The sequence below is a fragment of the Brevibacterium sp. Z349TD_9 genome (assembly GCF_056173565.1).
In genome coordinates this window covers 1,634,283-1,654,613 of record NZ_CM149680.1, presented here as the reverse complement: position 1 = coordinate 1,654,613, position 20,331 = coordinate 1,634,283, and the positions used below count along the sequence as shown (strand labels likewise).

General features: G+C 62.6%; 24 protein-coding genes and 1 other annotated feature. Of the genes, 8 read left to right on the top strand and 16 right to left on the bottom strand.

What is annotated here, in order from left to right; genetic code table 11:
• Window positions 1-142 precede the first annotated feature (142 nt).
• The 7 genes from AC0VYB_RS07465 to AC0VYB_RS07435 form a co-directional block, all read right to left on the bottom strand.
• Window positions 143-1,432, bottom strand: a complete 1,290-nt coding sequence (locus AC0VYB_RS07465) for an IS256 family transposase (RefSeq protein WP_125106307.1) — start codon at window positions 1,430-1,432, stop codon at window positions 143-145.
• Window positions 1,433-1,557: 125 nt separating this feature from the next.
• Complete coding sequence (locus AC0VYB_RS07460) at window positions 1,558-1,782, bottom strand: DUF4235 domain-containing protein (protein WP_475385111.1); 225 nt, start codon at window positions 1,780-1,782, stop codon at window positions 1,558-1,560.
• A gap of 30 nt (window positions 1,783-1,812) precedes the next feature.
• Complete coding sequence (locus AC0VYB_RS07455; protein WP_475385110.1) at window positions 1,813-2,781, bottom strand: YihY/virulence factor BrkB family protein; 969 nt, start codon at window positions 2,779-2,781, stop codon at window positions 1,813-1,815.
• Window positions 2,782-2,975: 194 nt separating this feature from the next.
• Window positions 2,976-3,389 (bottom strand): DUF3618 domain-containing protein, encoded by a 414-nt coding sequence (locus AC0VYB_RS07450; RefSeq protein WP_101624974.1) that lies wholly within the window; start codon window positions 3,387-3,389, stop codon window positions 2,976-2,978.
• Window positions 3,373-3,786: a phage holin family protein gene (locus AC0VYB_RS07445; RefSeq protein WP_101624975.1), complete on the bottom strand. Its 414-nt coding sequence runs from the start codon at window positions 3,784-3,786 to the stop codon at window positions 3,373-3,375. Before AC0VYB_RS07445 ends, AC0VYB_RS07450 begins: the two co-directional genes overlap by 17 nt.
• Before the next feature lie 133 nt (window positions 3,787-3,919).
• Window positions 3,920-5,112 (bottom strand): IS3 family transposase gene (locus AC0VYB_RS07440; protein ID WP_435382378.1). Its coding sequence is split into 2 segments (ribosomal slippage): window positions 3,920-4,825 and window positions 4,828-5,112, totalling 1,191 coding nucleotides; the frame shifts between segments, so codons are not numbered across the junction.
• A gap of 113 nt (window positions 5,113-5,225) precedes the next feature.
• Complete coding sequence (locus AC0VYB_RS07435; RefSeq protein ID WP_146001456.1) at window positions 5,226-5,645, bottom strand: hypothetical protein; 420 nt, start codon at window positions 5,643-5,645, stop codon at window positions 5,226-5,228.
• 252 nt (window positions 5,646-5,897) lie between these two features.
• On the opposite strand from AC0VYB_RS07435, the gene AC0VYB_RS07430 reads away from it, so the two are divergent.
• Window positions 5,898-7,045 (top strand): IS3 family transposase gene (locus AC0VYB_RS07430; RefSeq protein ID WP_100227560.1). Its coding sequence is split into 2 segments (ribosomal slippage): window positions 5,898-6,168 and window positions 6,168-7,045, totalling 1,149 coding nucleotides; the frame shifts between segments, so codons are not numbered across the junction.
• 77 nt (window positions 7,046-7,122) lie between these two features.
• Here the strand turns inward: AC0VYB_RS07430 and AC0VYB_RS07425 are convergent.
• From AC0VYB_RS07425 to AC0VYB_RS07405, 5 genes are all read right to left on the bottom strand, one after another.
• Complete coding sequence (locus tag AC0VYB_RS07425) at window positions 7,123-8,133, bottom strand: nucleotidyl transferase AbiEii/AbiGii toxin family protein (protein WP_101624968.1); 1,011 nt, start codon at window positions 8,131-8,133, stop codon at window positions 7,123-7,125.
• Window positions 8,130-8,783 (bottom strand): type IV toxin-antitoxin system AbiEi family antitoxin domain-containing protein, encoded by a 654-nt coding sequence (locus AC0VYB_RS07420; protein WP_180960671.1) that lies wholly within the window; start codon window positions 8,781-8,783, stop codon window positions 8,130-8,132. Before AC0VYB_RS07420 ends, AC0VYB_RS07425 begins: the two co-directional genes overlap by 4 nt.
• An 80-nt stretch (window positions 8,784-8,863) precedes the next feature.
• Window positions 8,864-9,715: a hypothetical protein gene (locus AC0VYB_RS07415; protein ID WP_101624966.1), complete on the bottom strand. Its 852-nt coding sequence runs from the start codon at window positions 9,713-9,715 to the stop codon at window positions 8,864-8,866.
• 82 nt (window positions 9,716-9,797) lie between these two features.
• Window positions 9,798-10,943, bottom strand: a complete 1,146-nt coding sequence (locus tag AC0VYB_RS07410; RefSeq protein WP_193338870.1) for a hypothetical protein — start codon at window positions 10,941-10,943, stop codon at window positions 9,798-9,800.
• Window positions 10,944-10,945: 2 nt separating this feature from the next.
• Window positions 10,946-11,398 (bottom strand): hypothetical protein, encoded by a 453-nt coding sequence (locus AC0VYB_RS07405; protein WP_193338869.1) that lies wholly within the window; start codon window positions 11,396-11,398, stop codon window positions 10,946-10,948.
• Here AC0VYB_RS07405 and AC0VYB_RS07400 point away from each other — a divergent pair.
• A protein-coding gene (locus tag AC0VYB_RS07400; RefSeq protein WP_414017399.1) for an IS3 family transposase occupies window positions 11,397-12,580 on the top strand; the annotation gives its coding sequence in 2 pieces (ribosomal slippage) (window positions 11,397-11,654 and window positions 11,657-12,580; 1,182 coding nt in all). The two genes, AC0VYB_RS07405 and AC0VYB_RS07400, sit on opposite strands and share 2 nt — an antisense overlap.
• 128 nt (window positions 12,581-12,708) lie before the next feature.
• On the opposite strand, the gene AC0VYB_RS07395 is transcribed toward AC0VYB_RS07400, so the two are convergent.
• Window positions 12,709-13,284, bottom strand: coding sequence for a helix-turn-helix domain-containing protein (locus AC0VYB_RS07395; RefSeq protein ID WP_475385109.1), 576 nt, complete (start codon window positions 13,282-13,284; stop codon window positions 12,709-12,711).
• A gap of 119 nt (window positions 13,285-13,403) precedes the next feature.
• On the opposite strand from AC0VYB_RS07395, the gene AC0VYB_RS07390 reads away from it, so the two are divergent.
• Together AC0VYB_RS07390 and AC0VYB_RS07385 are read left to right on the top strand one after the other, a co-directional pair.
• Window positions 13,404-13,709: a transposase gene (locus AC0VYB_RS07390; RefSeq protein ID WP_175406905.1), complete on the top strand. Its 306-nt coding sequence runs from the start codon at window positions 13,404-13,406 to the stop codon at window positions 13,707-13,709.
• Window positions 13,670-13,786: a sequence feature (AL1L pseudoknot), on the top strand. It overlaps the preceding gene by 40 nt.
• Window positions 13,706-14,629: an IS3 family transposase gene (locus tag AC0VYB_RS07385; protein WP_415711846.1), complete on the top strand. Its 924-nt coding sequence runs from the start codon at window positions 13,706-13,708 to the stop codon at window positions 14,627-14,629. It overlaps the preceding feature by 81 nt. The genes AC0VYB_RS07390 and AC0VYB_RS07385 overlap by 4 nt, the downstream gene beginning before the upstream one ends.
• Window positions 14,630-14,780: 151 nt before the next feature.
• Here AC0VYB_RS07385 and AC0VYB_RS07380 read toward each other — a convergent pair whose 3' ends face one another.
• The 3 genes from AC0VYB_RS07380 to AC0VYB_RS07370 all read right to left on the bottom strand — a co-directional run bounded on the left by AC0VYB_RS07380 (window position 14,781) and on the right by AC0VYB_RS07370 (window position 16,843).
• On the bottom strand, window positions 14,781-15,362 hold the full coding sequence (locus tag AC0VYB_RS07380) for a CueP family metal-binding protein (RefSeq protein ID WP_415711845.1): 582 nt from the start codon (window positions 15,360-15,362) through the stop codon (window positions 14,781-14,783).
• Between the two features lie 90 nt (window positions 15,363-15,452).
• Complete coding sequence (locus AC0VYB_RS07375) at window positions 15,453-16,232, bottom strand: cytochrome c biogenesis CcdA family protein (protein ID WP_415711844.1); 780 nt, start codon at window positions 16,230-16,232, stop codon at window positions 15,453-15,455.
• Complete coding sequence (locus AC0VYB_RS07370; RefSeq protein WP_415711843.1) at window positions 16,229-16,843, bottom strand: TlpA family protein disulfide reductase; 615 nt, start codon at window positions 16,841-16,843, stop codon at window positions 16,229-16,231. The genes AC0VYB_RS07375 and AC0VYB_RS07370 overlap by 4 nt, the downstream gene beginning before the upstream one ends.
• 217 nt (window positions 16,844-17,060) lie before the next feature.
• Between AC0VYB_RS07370 and AC0VYB_RS07365 the strand changes: the two genes are divergently transcribed.
• The 4 genes from AC0VYB_RS07365 (at window position 17,061) to AC0VYB_RS07350 (ending at window position 20,309) form a co-directional block, all read left to right on the top strand.
• Complete coding sequence (locus AC0VYB_RS07365; protein WP_415711842.1) at window positions 17,061-17,993, top strand: cation diffusion facilitator family transporter; 933 nt, start codon at window positions 17,061-17,063, stop codon at window positions 17,991-17,993.
• Between the two features lie 74 nt (window positions 17,994-18,067).
• Window positions 18,068-18,781: a response regulator transcription factor gene (locus AC0VYB_RS07360; protein ID WP_415711848.1), complete on the top strand. Its 714-nt coding sequence runs from the start codon at window positions 18,068-18,070 to the stop codon at window positions 18,779-18,781.
• Window positions 18,778-19,890 (top strand): sensor histidine kinase, encoded by a 1,113-nt coding sequence (locus AC0VYB_RS07355; protein ID WP_415711841.1) that lies wholly within the window; start codon window positions 18,778-18,780, stop codon window positions 19,888-19,890. The genes AC0VYB_RS07360 and AC0VYB_RS07355 overlap by 4 nt, the downstream gene beginning before the upstream one ends.
• Window positions 19,891-19,985: 95 nt before the next feature.
• Window positions 19,986-20,309 carry a heavy-metal-associated domain-containing protein gene (locus AC0VYB_RS07350; protein WP_247618489.1) on the top strand — a complete coding sequence of 108 codons (324 nt, stop codon included), beginning with the start codon at window positions 19,986-19,988 and terminating at the stop codon, window positions 20,307-20,309.
• Window positions 20,310-20,331: the final 22 nt, after the last annotated feature.

Below are 20,331 nucleotides of genomic sequence, written 5' to 3'. Positions count from 1 at the left end.
CTGTCAGCGTCGTGGTCAGTCACCGGGCCAGTCACCAATGAACTTCGCAAACACGTTCGCCATTCCGCGATCGATCAGTGCCTTCACCAAGGCGAAGAGCGCACCCTGGAGGAGTAATTGTCAAGACCTGTGGATCGGCGTGTCACGCTACGTGTTGCTGGTTTGCTGATTCCTCGGGTCGTTCGACGAGCTTTCCCTTCTCGAAGGTGGCGCCGGCGCGGACGAGGGCCACGAGGTGGGGTGCGTTGACCGCGCGCCAGCGTCGTTGCGCGGACTCGATGAGCTTGAACGCCATGGCGATGCCCGCGGCGCGCGAGCCCGGTCCCTTGGTGACGCGCTGCCGCAGCCGGACGGTGGCGAACGTGGACTCGATCGGGTTGGTCGTGCGCAGGTGCACCCAGTGCTCGGCCGGGAAGTCGTAGAACGCCAGCAGCACGTCCAGGTCCTCGGTGATCTTCGCGGCCGCCTTGGGCCACTTCGCACCGTAGGCGGCCGCGAACGCCTGCGCCGCGGCCTCGGCGTGCTCGCGGTCCTGCGCGTTGTAGATCTCGGCGAGGGCGGCCTTGGCGTCCTTGTGCACCGACTTGGGCAGCGCGGCGAGCACGTTGCCGATCTTGTGCCACCAGCACCGCTGCTCGGCGGTCTCGGGAAAGACGTCCCGCAGCGCACGCCAGAACCCCAGGGCGCCGTCGCCGACGGCAAGGACGGGGGCGGCCATGCCGCGACGCTTGCACGAGCGCAGCAGGTCTGCCCAGGACTCGGTGGACTCGCGGTGCCCGTCCTCGAGCGCGACGAGCTCCTTGGTGCCGTCGGCGCGGACGCCGACCATGACGAGCAGGCAGACCTTGTCCTGGGTCAGGCGGACCTTGAGGTGGATCCCGTCGACCCACACGTACACGTAGTCGGTCTCGGCCAGCGACCGCTGGTTGAACGCGGCGGCCTCGGCCTGCCACTGCTCGGTCAGCCGGGTGATCGTCTTGGCCGATAGTCCGGAGGCGGTGCCCAGGAACTGCTCCAGCGCCGGAGCGAAGTCCGAGCTCGACAGGCCGTGCAGGTACAGCAGCGGCAGCACCTCGGCCAGCTGCGGGGACTTGCGGGCCCACGCGGGCAGGATCGCCGAGGCGAACCGCTTGCGCTGACCGGTGGCCTCATCCACCCGCCGGTCGTTGACCCGAGGCTGCCGGACCGGGACCGCACCAGCGGCGGTGGTCACCACCCGGGGCGCGTGGTACCCGTTGCGCACCACGAGCCGGTGGCCGTGCTCGTCGACCTCCTCGATGAACCGCTCAATGTAGGCGGCGACCTCGGCCTGCAGCGCGGCCGCGAGCATCTGCCTGGCGCCATCGCGCACGATCTCATCCAGCAGCGACCCACCCCCAACGGTGGTCGCGTCGACGTTGGACTTGGTGCTCTCCTGGACTACCTTGAGCATGGGCGTACCTTCCCGAGCCGGCGCGCCAACGCCGACCCTGATCAGAACTTGTATGGGCTTCAGATCTTGCTCGGGAGGTACGCCACTTTCACGTCACCCCGCCGAGGGCCATCCACAGGTTCTGATCATTGCTCACCCTGGAGAGCGGCTGCGACGAGGATCTCGCGTAGACCATGTTCAGACTCCAACGCACCGGGTGCATCGGCATTCTCACCAGGCGTTGCCCGCTTCCATATCTGTTTGAACACGAGGCCGGCCAGGGCGCCGCCAACGACGCTGCCTGCTAGCCCGAACGGACGATACAGCAATTTGGCCGCTCTACTACCGTTTCTTTCTTGGGTCTTGACCATTACTCCTTCTCCTTCGGTAATCATTTGCTACTAGGCATTGCGAGTCGGCTGGGCGTTCTTGCCTCGAGATTTTCGCAGGGCCCGTGCTCTGCGGGTATCTTTCGCGTTCTTCTTCTCGGCCTTATCCAGTGTCGTGGTATCTCGTGGAGGTAGCTGAATGTCTTCTTCAGCTCGTATTCCCCCCTGGAGTTGGCGCCCACGTTCGATCTCGGCATTGAGCTCCGCCCCCAGTAGCAGAGCGATATTCGTGATCCACAACCAGAGCAAGAAGATAATCACCCCGGCCAATGACCCATAAGTCTTCGCGTAGTTCGAAAAATTCGCAATGTAGAAAGCAAAAGCCGCCGACGCCAGGACCCACACAACGATCGCGAACACAGACCCGAGACTGATCCACTTCATCCTTGGCTGACGGACATTTGGTGTCGCGTGATAAAGCAAGGCTACTAAGACGATCGCGATGACGAGCAAAATGGGCCATTTCGCGATCTGCCACACCAATATCGCCGTCGACCCAATCCCTATTGCATCACCAATCGCCTGCGCCACCGGTCCCGAGACTACGAGGATCAACGCCGCGATCACGACGAGGATCACCGCACCGAGGGTGACTAGGAGCATGACGGGACGAAGTTTCCAGACCGGGCGGCCTTCATCCTTCTCGTAGATGCGATTCATTGCCTTGCCGAATGCAACAACATAACCCGATGCCGACCACAGCGCGACGAGAAGGCCAATGATAAATGCCAACCCCGCTGTCGAGTTCTGTGCCAGTTCGGTCAGGGTGGGTGTCAACGTTTGCGCGATCGTTCCTCCGCCGAGATCGGTGATGATTCCGGTGACTGTTTCGACTGTCTGCTGACTCTGGCCGACTAGACCCAGGATCGACAGGATCGCTAGAAGAGAAGGGAACAACGCGAGAACTAAATAGTAGGTCAGACCAGCGGCCAGTTGCAGGCAGTCATCACCGAGGAACTCCCGCAGTGTCTTGCTCGCCACGTACTTCCACGTTGGGCCGGTCAGCTTCTGCGGAGCATCGGGCTTGACCGGGTCCTCGGCTGCGACCCCCTGTCTCGAGTCCTTTGCCTCGGCATAGGAGGCTGGACCCGTATCGTCCCTTTCCGCGGACTCTTCGAGACTCGAACGCTCCCCGGGGTATGTCTGGTCGCTCTGGGCAATCTTTCTACGGCCAATCATCGGCGCCACCCAACCGCAACGATGACGGCAGCCAGCGCGAGCCCCGAAGCAATCACCAACGGCGCAAGGTCAGTCCAGCCAGCTCGGGACCTCAACGCCAAGTCACTGTCGATAGCCTCGTCTGGATCAGTCACGCCGGCCGAATCGCCGGCGGCATCGTCAGAGGAGAGCACAGATTTAACTGCCCCTTTGGCTCCGGCGACTACGTTTTCCGTCTTGTCGCGTACGTCGCCTATGGCACCGGCGGCACGGTCTTTGACATCGTCTAAAGTGTGTTCCGCTTGGGCTTTGACGTCGAATCTCTCGACGAGTTGAGCCAAAGTCTGTCCAAGTTCTTCACGAGTACGGGCAATGTCAGCTTGAATCTCGGATGGTGAGGCGTTGGGACCTGTGTCATTTGTGTCGGCCATCACGAGCCCCTTTCTTCAGCGTGTCCACAGTCTCCTTCGCAGCCTCAACCGTGCGCTCAGGCACCGGCGTGGTCTCGGAGACCTTCCGTTTACCGATCACGGCCCCGACACCGGCGATAGCCAGGAGGAACACAGTCACGACCAGACCCGCTAACCACGCCGGCATGATGAGGGCTAGGGCGATGATGGCAGTCGCAATCCCTGCACCGAGACCATAGAGGGCGATGACGCCGCTTGCACCAAGCAGACCCGCGCCGAGGCCGGCCTTCTTGGCTTTCGTGCTCATCTCGATCTGAGCGAGTTGAATTTCGTCACGGATCAACCGGCTAGCCTGCTCCGATAACTGCGATACGAGCTCACCGGTCGATAATGACGGTAGAGAGGAAGGGTCATTCATCAGGGGCCTGCTTTCGACGATGAGACCAGACTGGCCTCGCTGTTTTGGCATAGGGATGGGGCTATGTGAGGCGGAACGGTAGCGCGAGTTCAGTTGAAGGGGACTGATGCAAGGAGAGGTGACAATTCGGGTGTCACGCTGCGACTGCAGGTGACTCAATAATTGCTTCGTACTCGACAGGTGTCAAACGACCCAACCGGGCTTGCCGCCGACGACGGTGATACGTCTGCTCGATCCACGTCACGATCGCGATTCTCAACTGCTCCCGACTCACCCACCGGCGACGGTCGAGAACGTTCTTCTGCAGCAGGGCGAAGAATGACTCCATGGCCGCGTTGTCGCCAGCAGCACCGACCCGGCCCATCGACCCAACAAGGCCGTGGCAAGCCAGACTCTGAGTGAATTTCCTTGATCGAAACTGACTGCCACGGTCGCTGTGTACCGTGCATCCGCCCACATCACCACCCCTGCGGGCCACCGCCATCTCGAGAGCGTCAACAGCCAACCGGGCCTTCATCCGCGCACTCATCGAGTAGCCGACGATCCGGCCCGAGTAGACGTCCTTGATCGCACAGAGGTACAGCTTGCCCTCATCGGTGTGGTGTTCCGAAATGTCGGTCAACCAGAGCCGGTTCACGCCATCGGCTGTGAACTTGTGCCGGGTCCGACCGTCCTCGTCGACCACGGCACACAGGTCGTCGTGGACGGGTGGACCGGGCTTCTTTCCATTCTTACCCCGGCCCTTGCCGAAGGCTGAGAACCAGGAGTTGGTCGAACACAACCGCCACGCGGTGCGCACTGCCATGGGATGGCCGGCCGACTCTGCTTCATCGGCGAGGTATCGGTATCCGAACTCGGGATCGTCGCAGTGGGCGTCGAACAGGGCGTTGGCCCGGTACGCTTCGACGATATCGGCTTCAGGGACCGGCGTGGCCAACCACCGGTAGTAGGGCTGGCGCGAGAGCTTCAAGACCCGGCACGACACCGCCACGGGAATACCGTCGACGGCGAGCTCTCTCACGAGCGGGTAGAGCCTTTTGACGGCAGATTCGCCTGCGACAGATACGCAGCCGCGCGGCGCAGGACTTCGTTCTCTTGCTCCAACAGGCGAGTCCGCCGCCGCAGCTCCCGCAGTTCAGCGGATTCGTCGGTGGTATTGCCGAGCTTGTTACCAGCATCGATCTCGGCCTGGCGGAGCCATTTCGCGATGGTGCCTTCGTGGACGCCGAAGTCCTTGGCGATCTGTCCGATCGTGGTCTTCTCGTCGCGGTTCAAGGCCACGCGGACGACGTCATCGCGGAACTCTTTCGGATAGGGCTGGGGCATGGTGTCTATCCTTCCAGGCTTGCCTGTGTACAAGCCAGATCAGATGTCACCAAACCCTGCATCAGTCCCAAGGAGGCTTGCAGGGCGCTCGATAGCTCACCCCAAGGAGTTGCTTAAGCATCCTTTGCTTGGGGCGCTGGTTGTGGCGTGACCTCATCGTGGGCGTTGCCATTGGAGTCACGATCACCTTGGGCAGCCGCATTCGCTGCTGCCTGACCACCGTGCTCGGCTGCATCCTGCGCGAAATCACCAGCCTTGTCGAGATTCTCGGCCAGTCCGGTTCGTCCTTGGGCTCGAGCTTGATTCGCAGCTTTGACACCGAATTGCTTCACTTTCGCCCCCGCCTGGCCAGCGAAATCGGGTGCGTGGTCTTTCACTGCACCAGTGGTTGCATCGACCACTCGCCGGGCCTGGGGACTGTTCCACAGTTCGCGGACCTTGGCGACGAGGGCGTTGTACTGTTTTCGGCCCGCACGCGAACCGAGCACAAACCCAGCCCCGACACCGACTGCCAATATCAGCTTCTTCTTCATAAAAATCGATCTCCCCTGTTGCATAACCGGTGCTTCCCGCAACGACTTACTGATAGAGCTGAGCTCCACGCTCTTTGACGATCGTACGAGTCTCAGCCGCGAAGCCTACTGGTTATTTCATGTTCAAGTGTCATCGTTTACTGTATAAACTTCTTCATGATCGGGCAAGTGGGCTGACCCCGGGATGTAGGTCCAGTCGTTGTGTGAGTCGTCTTGATGCTCGCTGCTGCGGGCAGGAAGACTGGTCTCATCATGACGAACACGAGGAAGCGGCACACGCCTGAGCAGGTCGTGCGCAAGCTCGGACAGGCCGACCGGATGCTGGCCGATGGCGCGGACGTCGCGGCGGTGTGCCGCGAGCTGGGCGTGTCGGAACAGACGTACTACCGGTGGCGCAACCAGTACGGCGGGCTCAAGGCCGACGACGCCAAGCGCCTCAAGGAGCTCGAGAAGCAGAACGCCACCCTCAAGCGTCTGCTCGCTGAAGCAGAGCTGGAGAAGGCGGCGCTGAAGGAGCTGGCAGAGGGAAACTTCTAGGCCCGGGCAGGAGGCGCGCCGCTGTCGCTCACCTCATCGCGAAGATGCGGGTGAGCGAGCGGATGGCGTGCCGGCTGACCGGGCTATCCAGGTCCGCCTACCGGCGCACCCTCAAGGCCGATACCGTCGCCGACCCCGACGCCGCCTTGCGTGAATGGCTGCGCGGTTACGCGAAGAAGCACCCCCGCTGGGGCTACCGGCGCGCGTGCCACGACGCCCGCGGCGAGGGCTGGCAGGTCAACCACAAGAAGATCCAGCGGCTATGGCGCGAGGAAGGCCTACGCGTGCCCCAGCGACGTCGCCGTAAGCGCATCGGCTCCTCGACCACGGACGCCCCCAAGGCGTGCGCCCCGAACGTGGTGTGGGCCATCGACTTCCAGTTCGACGTCGACGAGGCCGGGCGTCCGATCAAAATCGCGTCGATCGTGGACGAGCACACCCGGGTCTGCCTCGGCGGCCTCGTGGAACGCTCCATCACCGCCGACCGTCTCACCGACCATCTCGACGACCTCGTTAAGCTGCACGGACCGCCCGCGGTCCTCAGAAGCGACAACGGGCCCGAGTTCATCAGCCAGGCGATCGCCGACTGGGCCGGCACCCGCACCGGCTTGTCGTACATCCCGCCCGGCTCGCCGTGGCTCAACGGCTACGTCGAGTCGTTCAACTCCCGCCTGCGCGACGAGTGCTTGAACATCAACAGCTTCTACTCACTGCTGCACGCCCAGGTCGTCATCGGCGACTGGAAGGTCGAGTACAACACCGTGCGACGCCACTCGGCGCTGGGCTACCTCACCCCGGCCGACTATGCTCGCCACTGCACCCACGAAATGGAACCCGACGACTCACACAGAGACCGGACCTAACAACGGGGGCGGCCCATGGGGACCGGCCTCTCTCAACCACGGCACCAACCAGGGTGCCGGAGCCGATGAACGCAGCGTTAGTTCACGCCTGGTCCGTCGGATCCAGGAGGTTCGACCGAAGGGGCAATCATGGTCGGATCAGTGGGCGAAACAGTTTTGCTGGCCTCAGGGGCTGTATCCCATCCGCGTTGTGACGTCCACTGGTGACACCGAGGGTGTGCGGGGTTGAGGGCTGGTGCCAGTAGTGTGCCGACGAGCTTTTCGGCTGCGTGAACGTCTTCGAGTCCCTGGCAAGCTGGCACACCCTTTGTCATCTGTGAGTATCGTGCACTCCACCCGTCGGGGACTTTGAATTGAGCGGGGATCGGTTCACGTCGAGCCGTGAAGCGTGCTTCTATCGCTGCTCGCATTTTGTCGACATCAACTGATTGTGTGCGCGCGATGACGACGAGATCCACGAGGTCCTTGGTCCTCGTGCTCGGTCGACCGTTGAAGCGAAGCATGGTGGCACTGGCCTTATCGGCGATCTGATCTGCCAGTGGATAAAGACGGTAGGGGGCTGTCGGCAATCCCCTTGATGGCATGACTCTGGAGGCTGGATCAATCACTTCCGTCCTGCCGATCAGACCGTCCTCGACGACCAAGTCAACAGGAATCGTGTGGATGAGCTTCAACGTCTGAGCATCACGCATCTCGAATGTGATTCGTCGCCCTGTGACATCGGGTTGCACGTCACGTTCGACGATGGGGCGACTGTCGCGGTGGTGGATCACTGCATGGTCGCCGATGTCGTTGAACGCGGCTTCGATCAGTGCTCGTTCGGCATCGTCGATCGACATGGCCGAGGTAGTGAGATCCACGTCTTTGGTGGCTCTAGTGTCGGGGACTCGGGCGAGCATGCCAGAACCACCTTTGAGCACCCAGCGGTTTCCCTGCGATTCATCGAACACGCGAGAGAGGAACCGGTCGAAGTAGGCGCCGCGAATGAGGGCGTGAAAGTCTCGTCCTTGCTCTTTCGAAATTGTCCTCGCCGCTGCTTTGATCGCCTTGTCGGTGGCCGTCCAGGTCGAGTAGCCGGAATCTGTCATGCGGCGACTCTATCGGCGTTCGGCCCGATGTAGTCGAGGAGTGCCGCTCCGTCGCCTCGGGAGAATCCATGAATGTGGGCATGTCGCCCAAGAAGAGCCACCAGACGCTCAGGCCTCACAATCCTCCCCAGTCGACGGGCATCCCTGTAGGCATCCCCAATCAGTGACAGATCTGCACCTTGATCTGGTCCCGCCAGATCCGCCAGGGTGGCCTCGATAGTCAGGACCGGAATCGAGTCAACATAGTCGACATCAATCGGCTCGACTGTCCGCCTCCGAAGCCGCACGTCATCGATTCGAGTGAACCGACGGGCAGTGACGATGAAGTCAAAGCCGCGAGGCCAGAAGTCACCGATGTCGTGGAGCTCAGCGGCATTCTCTCCCGCCACAATGACCGGTGGTACACCGTCGCTTCCGTGACGGTCGCCCTGGCTGACGGCGAGCCACCGCCAGAACGTCGGATCGGAGAGCTGCCCAGGGGCAGCTTCGAACCGGTAGATTCCATGTTCAACTCGCTCCAGGACTCCAGCGTCAGCCATCGACTTCAGCTGCGTATTCGACACCCCTACGTCGTGGGCCTGCCGAGAGGTCACGAACCCGTTGTAGTCGTAGGCCACGGGACTAAGCGCGGCAACCACTTGATAGCTCATGACATCAATAATACCAGCCAGAAGCATTAATGATGCTCCAGGCTGGTGGAAGTGTGCCGATAGAGAGTGCTGTAGTGCGATCAGGTCAGGCTGGGACCTGTGCTGCGCGCCGGTGGGTGAGGCGGCTGAGCGGATAGTGCGCTGAGGTGCGCGTCGGAGGCGACGGGGTTGCCTGGCCCTTCGGGGTCGGTCGGAGCGTCTTCGAGTGGAGTGACGGGCCCGAAGAATCCATGCGGAGTCTCTGGGGTGAATTGTTCGACTGAAATAGTTGAGCCGAGGACACTTTCTTCTTCGAGACGGAGGCCGGGGGTCGCACAAGGGGCAGCCTCGCCAGGGTCGAGGATCTCGATCTTGTGCTCCAGGGGCGTATCAGTACCAGCGTCGTTGAAGTACTCTTGCGTCACTTCAGCGGCGTAGCCACTCTTGACTGCGATCTGAGCAAGCTTTCGATGGGCATCCCAGTCTCCAGTTTCGAGGTGGTGGCCGGCGGCGGCCAGCGTCGCACGGTTGTACGTGCGTTCGGATAGCGGATCCGCTGTGGGGGCAGGGGCCGGGTTTGAGTCGGTGGTGCGGCGTTCTTGATCCATAGCTTTGGCCTTTTCGATGATCTGTTCGTCTCGGATTCGAGCGGCTTGGCCTGCGTCGGTGTTCTGGTAGGACGTGGTACCTGCTCCGTCTTCGGCGAGAGCGACGACGAACTGGGTTTCGTCGCCGTCGAAGAGACGGTGGTCGAATTCCTCGTTATTGAGCAGTTTAGTTGCGATTCGGTCGTGGATTGCTCTGTAGTCGTCGAGCGACATATCGCTGTCAGCGATGTGGTCCATCATCCGAGGATCGTTGCGTACTTGGACTTCGAAGTCGCGGATCCCATCGAGGACGAGGATGCGCAAGGCGTGGTTCTCGGCTCCGGCGAATGTGGTGAACCCACTCATTGTTCTTCTCCTGGTCTCGGAAGTCTGTGCACGGGTTTCGTATCGCAGGCAGTCGTGTGTTGATCACTGCACATTCGGACGATTAGTCGTTGGACAGGCACTGGTCCGTGTCGGAGGCGACGAAGTTGCTGGGGTCCTCGAACTCGTAGCCGGTGACTACAGGGCGTCCATCGTCGTCTCCCATGGTGATGGAGTATTTGCGTGGTCCTTCGATGACGGGTTCGTGCGTTTCAGACACCCAGGCCCAGCAGACTTCGACTTCGAAGGAGTTGGATCCTGTGCCTTCGTAGATGTCGATGGGCCACGAGTACGATTCGGCATCGTTGTCAGCGGCTTCAAACCACTTGGGGGTATAGGTCGGGCGTTCTGGCTCGGTGATGGAGTCAGCGAGTGACTTCGACATTAGTTGGTGCGTGCGGTTGAACCCAGAATGCGGGGTGTCTTTGCTTGCGTGCCAGGTGGTCGTCGCGGTGGCGAATTGCAGTGCCGCGGCGTCTGATTCGAGGTTGTCACTCTTGATTGTTTTCGGGTCGGTGATGTCGTCACGAGACAGCGCTTCGACTTCATCTCGAGTCGGCAGCGGTGGAACGACAGCCTTCTTCGGTCCGGTGTCCATCTCTTCGACGATTTCGTAGTCGTGTGGATCTTCGTTGATGGACTTGAGCCATCGGTAGAAGTCGTCGCGGCCCTGATCGGCGTTGTCGGGGTAGAGGAAGAGGTGGATGCCGAAGTCGTGGTCACCGTCCTCGGATTCTCCCTGGTAGGCGCGGTACGTCATAGTCTCGCGTGGCAGTTCGTCGAGGATCGGCCAGTCTGCGCGAAGTTTTTCCGATTCGCGGAGGTACTTCTCGGTGGCGTCCTCCTGCTGGTCGAGGTCTCCTTCTTCTCGGAGTGTCTTCTCGGCTTCATCGGTTTGAGGCACTAGGCCGATGAACGAACTGACCTGCTTTCCATTGATCGATTCGACGATGGTGTCATCAGCGAACCCGTCAGCGGATGCGGTGATGCTCAGAGAGTCTTCCTTGGTTTCGACGGGGAAGGTCTTGCCTGATTTGCGTGTGCCGAACGACTCACCGTTGATGGTGATCTCCACGGTGTGCGGCTGTGAGGTGATGGTGACGAGTACCTTGGTGGGTTTGGACATGAAGTACCAGACCGCTCCGGCGACGACGAGGGCGACGACGGCGAAGATGGTAATGATGATGGTGAGTGAGTGCTTGTAGTTCATGATTATCCTTTGACCAGTCGGGCGGCGGTGTAGGAGCCGAAGCCGTAGGTGTCCTGCCCACTGGGAGGGCGAGTGTAGAGGCTGGCGGCTAGTGAGGTGTTTGCTGGTCCACTGCGTCGCTTGCCGCTGTAGATGTAGATGTGGCCAGGGGTGATCATGATGTCACCGGCCTTGAGGTCGCCCTCGGACTTCGGCTTGAACGTCTTGTACTTGTCCGACTGTTTCAGGTAGGGAAGCTGGACGTCGGTGGTGCCGCGCAGTGGGAATTTCTTATCCGCCCCAGACGCTCGCATGACGGTGGCGACGTAGACTCCGCAGTCGGTGAAGAAGGCTGTGGTGACTGATTTGTTGTACTTTTGTGAGGCTTTGACGTATTCCGGTTTTGCTGCGTCCGGGACTGCTGAGGGTTTAGTTGACTTCACGACTGGATAAGTTCCAGGAAGGATGGAAGTCATGCCAAAGATCTACACCGATGAGTTCAAGCAATCAGCTCTCGAGCTCCTGGGCGAGGGGATGACCCAGAAGCAGGTCTGCGCCGACCTCGGCATCTCGAAGTCAGCTCTCCAGGCCTGGGTCCGTGACTCCCGCCTGCGCGAGCACGGCCTCGAGCCCTCCCGTGATCCCGAGGAGTCACGCGCCCAGGCAGCAGCACTGAAGCGGATCAGGGAACTCGAGCGGGAGAACAAGATCCTCCGCGAGGCTGCAGCGTATCTCTCGCAAGCGAACTTGAAGCTCGGTGGTCATCACCCAAAATGATGTACCCGCTGGTCCTCGACCTTGCTGCCGCCGGGGTGCCGGTGGCAGTGGCCTGCCGGGTACTCGGCTTTACCAAGCAGGGTTTCTACAAGTGGTGCGCGAAACCTGTCTCTGACCGGGAACTCGAGGAGGCGCACTTGATCAATGCCGCCTACGACGTTCATACGGACGATCCTGAGTTCGGGCACCGGTTCATCGCTGATGAGCTCCAGGCGTGCGGATACAGCGCCTCTGAACGTCGTGTGTGGCGGCTGTGCTCGCAGCAGGAGCTGTTCTCCCACACGATCAAACGAGCCCGGAAGCACGGTAAGAAGCCCGGCCCGCCAGTGTGTGATGACCTCGTCGAACGCGACTTCACAGCAAAGGCAGTCAACGAGTTGTGGCTGACCGATATCACCGAGCATCACACCAGTGAGGGCAAGCTGTATATGTGCGCGGTCAAGGATGTGTTCAGCAACAGAATCGTCGGTTATGCCATCGATTCGAGGATGAAATCTCGTCTGGCTGTGGCGGCGATTGATGACGCTGTGGCTCGTCGTGGCGGACCGCGAGCCGTGGCAGGGTGTGTCGTTCACTCGGATCGCGGGTCGCAATTTCGCTCTCGTAAGTTCCAGCAGGTTCTACGGCGTTACGGGCTAGTCGGATCGATGGGTCGGGTCGGCGCTGCTGGTGATAATGCGGCGATGGAATCGTTCTTCGCTGTGTTGCAGAAGAACGTCCTCGACCGGGGCCGTTGGGACACGCGAGCGAGGTTGCGGACATCGATCGTCCACTGGGTCGAGCGGACCTACCACCGGAAGCGTCGGCAACGGCGTTTGGGTAAACTGACTCCGGTTGAATACGAGCTTGTTCACCACAAGGCCGTCGCTCTGGCGGCATAAACCCCGGAGTCAACTAAACCGTCAGCAGTCCCGCAGGACTGACAAACCGGCCGATCATAAGATTCGCCCCCGCCTCAGATGGCGGGGGCGAATTCGTGTGACCAGGACAGGTGAAGGGCACCTGGACGCTATGAGACAGCCTCCAGGTCAGCATCTTGACCGCCCGGTTCGCTGACGGCCTCGGACGTGGGCTGCTCGCTCACGAGCACGCCTGCCTCGTCCAGAGCCGCCCGAACCGGGCTCCGGCCCACCCCGAGCCTTCGAGCGATCGCCCGCATCGATACCCCAGCCCGGAACAGACGAACAGCTTCGGCCCGGTCGTCCACACCGAGTCCCGGACGATGTAGCGCAACGTTGCGGCGGCGCAGGTGCGCGGAGACAGTGCCTCGATGAATGCCGTACTTCTTCGCCAATCCACGAACGCTCAGACCTGCGTCGTAGTCCGCGACGAGTCGATCGACCTCGGCAGGAGTCAGAAAAGTTTGAGCCGACCCGATCCTCCGCACCAGCGGCCCTCGATCCGTCTGCACTGGCAGCGTCGATGCCCGCCTCGCACCTCCGTAGACTCCCCGATTCCAACGCTCAACCAGCGTTGTCGTCCGACGGGGAAAGTTGCTGAACGTGCTACGCAGTGACCCCAAACGGGTCAGGTTTGAACTCGCGGCCAAGGGTCCGCCCTTGGTCGAGGGTTCAGCCTGGCCCATCTTCTTTGCCTCGGCGGCCCAGCTCAGCGCGTCGGCATGGAGGCCGGGGATGCTCAGCCTGAATCGCCCCGGGGATGATAGAGGCAGGGAGATTGGACGAAGGAGTTTCTCTCATGCCAGTGAAGTACACCGACGAGCTCAGGGCTCGTGCAGTAGAGCTCGTCATTCACGCTCAGGCCGATCCCGCGACTGCCAACGGCTCGATTACTCGGGTCGCGAAAGAGCTCGGGTTGAGTAAGGAGACCTTGCGCGTGTGGGTGCGGAAGCACAAGGAATCCGGCAGGATCACACCGTCGGAGTCTGTGGATCTGGAATCGGAGAACCGACGCTTGCGGGCGGAGCTGGCCGAAGCCAGGCGAGCAAACGAGATCCTGCGCAGAGCATCGGCTTTCTTCGCGGCGGAGCTCGACCGCCCATCAAGGTGATCGTCGACTTCATCGACGAGAATCGTGACGAGTTCGGAGTCGAGCCGATCGTGCGGGTCCTGCGCGGGACTGCTGCACGGATCGCTGTGAGCTCGTACTACGCGTACAAACTGCGCCGGCCCTCGGCCCGGGCTATTCGGGACTGCGATCTCATGGTCGTCATCCAGGACATCGACGAAGCGAACTACTCCTGCTATGGAGTGCGCAAGATGTGGAAAGCGATCAACCGTGATCACGCCGACCGGTTCGGGCCGGTGGCCCGCTGCACGGTCGAGCGCTTGATGCGCCGACTGGGCATCGATGGGGTGCGGCGCAAACGCAAACGTCCCAAGACGGCATCGGCCAGAGCCGAGGAGTGCCCGGAGGACCTCGTCGAGCGGGAGTTCACCGCGTCTGCACCGAACTGCTTATGGGTGGCCGATATCACCTATGTGCCGACGCGCTCGGGGTGGGTGTACACGACGTTCATCCTCGATGTGTTCCATCGCGAGATCGTCGGCTGGCAGGTGACGAACCATATGCGTGAATCCCTGGCCCGGGACGCGCTCACGATGGCTCTGGCGGCGAAGTACCGGGCCGGGCACGATGTATCCGGGCTCGTGCACCACTCGGATCGCGGAGTCCAGTTCCGCTCGATTCGCTATGGCGAAACGCTGGCGGAGTCTGCGATTGTGGCATCGGTGGGTTCGCGGGGCGATTCCTTCGATAACGCGATGGCCGAGGCGCTGAACTCGGTGTACAAGGCCGAACTGATCGACCGGCGGGAGTGGTCGGGAGTGATCGAAGTAATGGCCGAGACGTCGAAGTGGGTGGCTTGGTACAACCACGTCCGACTGCATTCGGCGCTGCACTACCGACCGCCGATCGAGGCGCATTCTGATTGGATCAAACAGCAGACCACTACAGGCGTGGCCGCATAGGAAACCAAGAAAAGAAGCCTCTACCAAACCCAAGGCTTGACACCTCCAGCGTGTGGCGATAACCATCTGGAAGAGCGACATCTGCAGAAGCCATACGCCTCATTGTCCCGGCATCCGGGCCTGCTGCGGGAATCGCTTCGCCCACCGGGTGTTAGACGAGTTGCAGGTCGGTGATGCAGGAGGCGCCTTCGTCGGTGGTGGTGAAGTCCGAGGTGCCTGTCCGGCCGTCGTAGCTGATCTCAATGGTGCCGTCGATGTCGCTGGGCACCCAGAAGCCGACGAACCCGTTGTCGAAGGTGGTCGCCTGCTCGTCGACCACGACGTCCCCAGTAGTGCTGTCGGTGATTTCGACGTCGACGGCTGCGTTGCTGAGCTCACCCTGGCAAGTGGTCAGGCTGTGATAGAAGCAGTCATGTGTCTGCTCGACGTACGGGGCGATCGACAGATACGACAGGTTCTGCGGCAGGTCCAGGACCACTTCCTGCCTGTTGTCGGTCAGCACCAGCTCATCGGGATAGACCGATGCGATCAGGTCTGCTGGTCTTTCGGCTGTCTCGAGCCGGTCCAGATGATCGATGATCTCGACGGCATCCATGTCGTCGAGGTCGTAAGTGTTAAGGAACTCAGCCTGCGAGTCGGTGCTTGGTGATGGTTCGGAGTCTGCTGCCGGCGCGCATCCTGCCAGCACCAGCGAGAGTGTCGCTGCAGCGATCGCTACTCGTTTCACGTTCATCTCCTTGTCGTTCGGGCCGGTGCCCGAGGGTCAGCATGCGCAGGCGTGACGACTGCCCACGCGTGGTCTCACTGAATGGTCTGGGGTGTGTCAGATGATGGTTTCGAAGCCGCCGATCATGCCTTGCAGGCTGTTGACCCACTGGGTCCAGACGCCGCTGACGAGCAGCACGCCGATGATGATGAGCATCGCCCCGCCGATCCGGCTTATCAGCAGGTGGTGGTCTCTGGCCCACTGTAGCCTGCCGGTGCCCTTGACGATGAGCACGGCCACGACGATGAACGGCACTCCCAGCCCGAGGCAGTACATCAGCGTCAGCATGGCACCGCGCCAGATGCCGTCGGTGCCGGTTACCCCGAAGCTGGTCGACAGCGCCAGCACCGCCGCGAGTGTGGGACCCATGCACGGGGCCCAACTGAACGCGAAGGTGGCACCCAGGGCGGGGGCACCCCACAGCCCGGCCGGTGGACGCTTGGAGATGCGGGCGGTGCTCTGGAACATGCCGATCCCGCCCATGAACACGATGCCGGCGATGATGACGACCACGCCCATCACGCGGTTGAGGACATCGGCCCACTGGCTGAGCAAGACACCGGCGAGACTGAACGCCAGGCCCATCGACACGAAGACCGCGGCGAAGCCGACAATGAACAGAGAGACCCCGATGACGACCCGGCTGATCTTCCGGTCGGTCAAGGCGGCGGCGCCCAACCCGGTGACGTAGCCGACGTAGCCGGGGACCAGCGGCAGGACGCACGGGGAGAAGAACGACACCGCCCCGGCCAGGATGGCCACCGGGATCGCCAGCAGCATCGGACCGGACAGGGCGGTCTGCGAAAAGGTCTCACCGATGAAGGCTGTGAGTGTCATGCCGACTCCTCCAGCACGTCACCAATCAACGCTTTAAGGGTCGACGCGTCCACAGCTCCCATCACCCGCGCCGCCGCCCTGCCCTGAGCGTCCAGGACGACGGTGGACGGGACCGCCTGCGCGGGCAGCACCGAACCGAGCGCCGCGACCCCGAGGCCGTCCTGATCGAGCATGGACGGAAACGTCAGATCGAACGTCCTGGCGAACGCGTCGGCGGCCGGTGCCTCATCGCGAACATTGATGCCCAAGAACTTCACGCCGTCGGCTTGGTACCGCTCGTAGTTGGCCTGCAACGCCGGTGCTTCCTTGCGGCACGGGGGGCAGGCCGCGTACCAGAGGTTGAGCACCACCGGGGCCCCACGCCAGTCGGCAAGGGCGAAGGCGGTGCCGTCGGTGTACTCGCCGGCCAACTCGATCGGCTCACCCCGCTCACCGATGGGGAGTTGGGTGATGACGCCGGCCCCGGAGATGTAGCCCTGCTCAGTGACCTTCGGCACCTGGTCGGCCAACTCGTCGGGATCGCTGCCGCACCCGGCCAGACCGAGCGCGAGGAGGACGGTCAACGAGCCTGACCGGCGGATCATCGAACGACGCGACAGAGGTGAGAGCATCCTTCTTCTTCGACTCGCAGGAAAACGATTCCCTCCATTCTGGTCGAGCTGCCGATGGTGAAAGGACCAGGCTTCTTGAAGATTTGACGAAGATTGCCCTGGTGACAGCCCCGTCGAGTTGAGGTGGGTTACATTCGGATTAGCGTGCGGCCCGACGATGCCGTGCGCTGTCTCCCCGGAAGTTCAATTCCCCTGACAGGTCAACGCGGAGGCCAGGATGAGCGAACACAGCGGACATCTGCCAGTCGACGGAGACCGCAAAGCCCTCCGGATCTCCGGGTGGCTGACGGGAGTGTATTTCGTCATCGAGCTAGTCATCGGGCTGTGGTCCGGGTCGGTCGCGGTGATCTCCGATGCCTTCCACACGTTCTCGGCTGTCGGCGGGGTGCTGATCGCGCTGGTCGCCCAGCGTCTGAGCCAACGCCCCGCCACTGCGCAGGAGACTTTTGGGTGGGCCCGCGCGGAGATCATCGGGGCGCTGTTCAACGGACTCTTCCTCGCCCTCATGGCCGCCTACGTGTTCTACATGGGTGCCATGCGGCTGGCCGATCCGATCGAGCTGCCCACCACGGTGATGCTCTGGGTGGCCACCGGTGGCATTGTCACCGAGCTCATCGCGTTCTGGTTGCTCTACCAACGTCAGAAGACGAACCTGAACATCAAGGGCGCGTTCTGGCACATCCTGCAGACCTTCGTCGGCAGCCTCATCATCATCATCTCCGCGGTGGTCATCCGACTGACAGGCTTCCTCGCGATCGACCCGCTGCTGGGCATGGTCTTCGGCGTGGTGCTGCTGTTGGCATCGTGGACCATCATCCGGTCAGCCCTGAGAATCCTGCTCCAGGGCACCCCTGAACACCTCGACCTGCCGGCAGCGATCACCGCGCTGGAGGAGATCGACGGGGTTGAGGACGTCCACCACGTGCACGCCTGGACCATCACCTCAGGGCGCACCGTCTTCTCCGCGCACCTGCACGTGGTCAACCCGGCCCAGCATGAGGCCGTGCTGGAACAGGCGACCGATTTGCTCACCGACCGGTTCGACATCTACTTCTCCACGCTGCAGATCGAGCGCACCTGCCCGGCCGAGGCCGCCACGAGCATCGACATCACCAGACCCCCCGAGCGCGGGACAGACCCGGGCATTTGAAGGTTTGACGAAGATTCCGGCCGCAGCGGGCGCTGAGGGCTGTGTGCCGCCAGCGCTGGGGACAGACTGGGTACATGCGGGCTGAACGAACCGACCACCACTCTGGCGGACGCATCGTCGTTGCCGAGGATGAAAAGCCTTTGGCGCAGATGGTGGCGACCTATCTGAGCCGAGACGGCTTCCACGTTGAGCAGGCACACACCGGAGTCCAGGCGCTCGACAGCGTCAGGGCCGAGGAGCCGGACGTGCTGATCCTCGACCTCGGACTGCCCGGGCTCGACGGAATCGAGGTCTGCCGTCGCGTGCGGGCGATGTCGGAGTGCTACGTGCTGATCCTGACCGCCCGGGGGAGCGAGAAGGACAAGCTCCTGGGGCTTGCCGCCGGCGCAGATGACTACATCACCAAACCCTTCAGCGTCCGGGAACTGGTCGCCCGAGTCCACGCCGTGCTCAGGCGTCCCCGCACCGGAAACCCACCCCAGGATTCCGTCCGCGTCGTCGGTGATCTCACCATCGACCTCGCCGGCCACGAGATCCGGCGGGCTGACGCGGTGCTTCCCCTGACGCGCACCGAGTTCAACCTGCTGGTCGCCTTGTCTGCAGCACCCAACCGCGCGCTCTCCCGCCGGCAGCTCATCGACGCCGTCTGGGACACGTCGTGGGTCGGCGACGAACGGATCGTCGATGTCCACATCGGCCATCTGCGGCGCAAGCTCGGCGAGGAGCCCGACGGTGGCGGCCTCATCGAGACCGTCCGCGGCGTCGGATACCGAATGGTGCCCCGATGAGACTGCGCAACTCCGGCTTGGCCGCCCGCCTGTTCGCCACCCAGCTGATCGTGGTGGCGGCAAGCCTGCTCGGAGCGGTGGCAGTCGCCACCCTGGCCGGGCCCCCGCTGTTCCACGAACACCTGGAGCTGGCCGGCATCCCGGGAGGATCCCCGGAACTGTTCCATGTCGAACAGGCCTACCGCGACGCGAACCTGATCACTCTGGCAGTAGCCCTGGGCACCGGTCTGGCCTGCGCGCTCCTGGCCAGCTTCCTGCTCTCCCGCACGATCCGCACCCCGCTGGAACAGCTCACCGCTGCGGCAGCCGAAGTTGCCCATGGCAACTACGACGTGCGCGTTCCGGTGCTCGGCGCCGGCGTCGAGCTCGATTCCCTGGCCCGGGCGTTCAACATGATGGCCGACCAGCTGACACGCACCGAGGAAACGCGGCAGCGCATCCTGTCCGACCTCGCCCACGAGATGAGCACCCCGGTCTCGGTCCTCTCCGTCTACCTCGAGGGGCTGCAGGACGAGGTCGTCGAGTGGAACCCCACCACCGACGCCGTGATGGCCGAACAGCTGGCACGCCTGACACGCCTCGTCGAAGACATCGACGATGTCTCCCGCGCCGAGGAGGGCCGGATCGACCTCGACCCGGCCCCCCTGCCCCTAGCCGACCTGCTCGAAACTTGCGCCGCCGCAGTCCGGGAGAACTATGCGGCCAAGGGAGTGACGCTCACCACCGCGGCCGACGCCGACGTCCTGATCGCCGACCGGCAACGGCTGGCACAAGTCCTCGACAACCTCCTGTCGAACGCCCTGCGCCACACCCCACCGAAGGGAACCGTCTCCCTCACCGCCACCGGCACCAGCGACACCGTGCTCATCCGCGTCACCGACACCGGCGACGGCATGACCGCCGACCAGCTCACCCACATCTTCGAACGCTTCTACCGCGGCGACACCGCCCGCGACCGCGACCACGGCGGCTCCGGCATCGGCCTGACGATCTCCCTCGCCCTCATCGCAGCTCACGGCGGCACCCTCACCGCCTCCTCCGCCGGCCCCGGACACGGCTCCGAGTTCACCATCGAACTGCCCCGCACCCCTGGAAAGGCCTACCCGTGAGAACAAGCACCTTTACTTACATACCCCCCGGGGGTATAGTCGGGGTTGTTGGAGGCTCTCTCCACCTCTCCGAGCCCACTAGTCAGGAGCACATCATGACCGCATCCTCCCGCCAGCTGCCCCTCGCATCGGCAGGATGTGCCTGCTGCGCACCAGCCGACACCGCCACTGCAAACGCAACCGGCAGCAGTGCTGAGCCGGTCTCCACGGTCACGCTCGCAGTGGAGGGGCTGACCTGCCAGGGCTGCGCCTCGCGGGTAACCAACGTCGTGCAAACACTGGATGCGAACGCCCAGGTGGACGTCACGCTGGTGCCCCACGGCCAGTCCACTGTCACGGTGAACAGCAGCGCACCGGTGGACTCTGCGGCGCTGCAATCGGCGCTTTCCGCGGCCGGTTACCCCGCAGCAGAAGCCTGATCGGCTACCCATCCCCGACTGT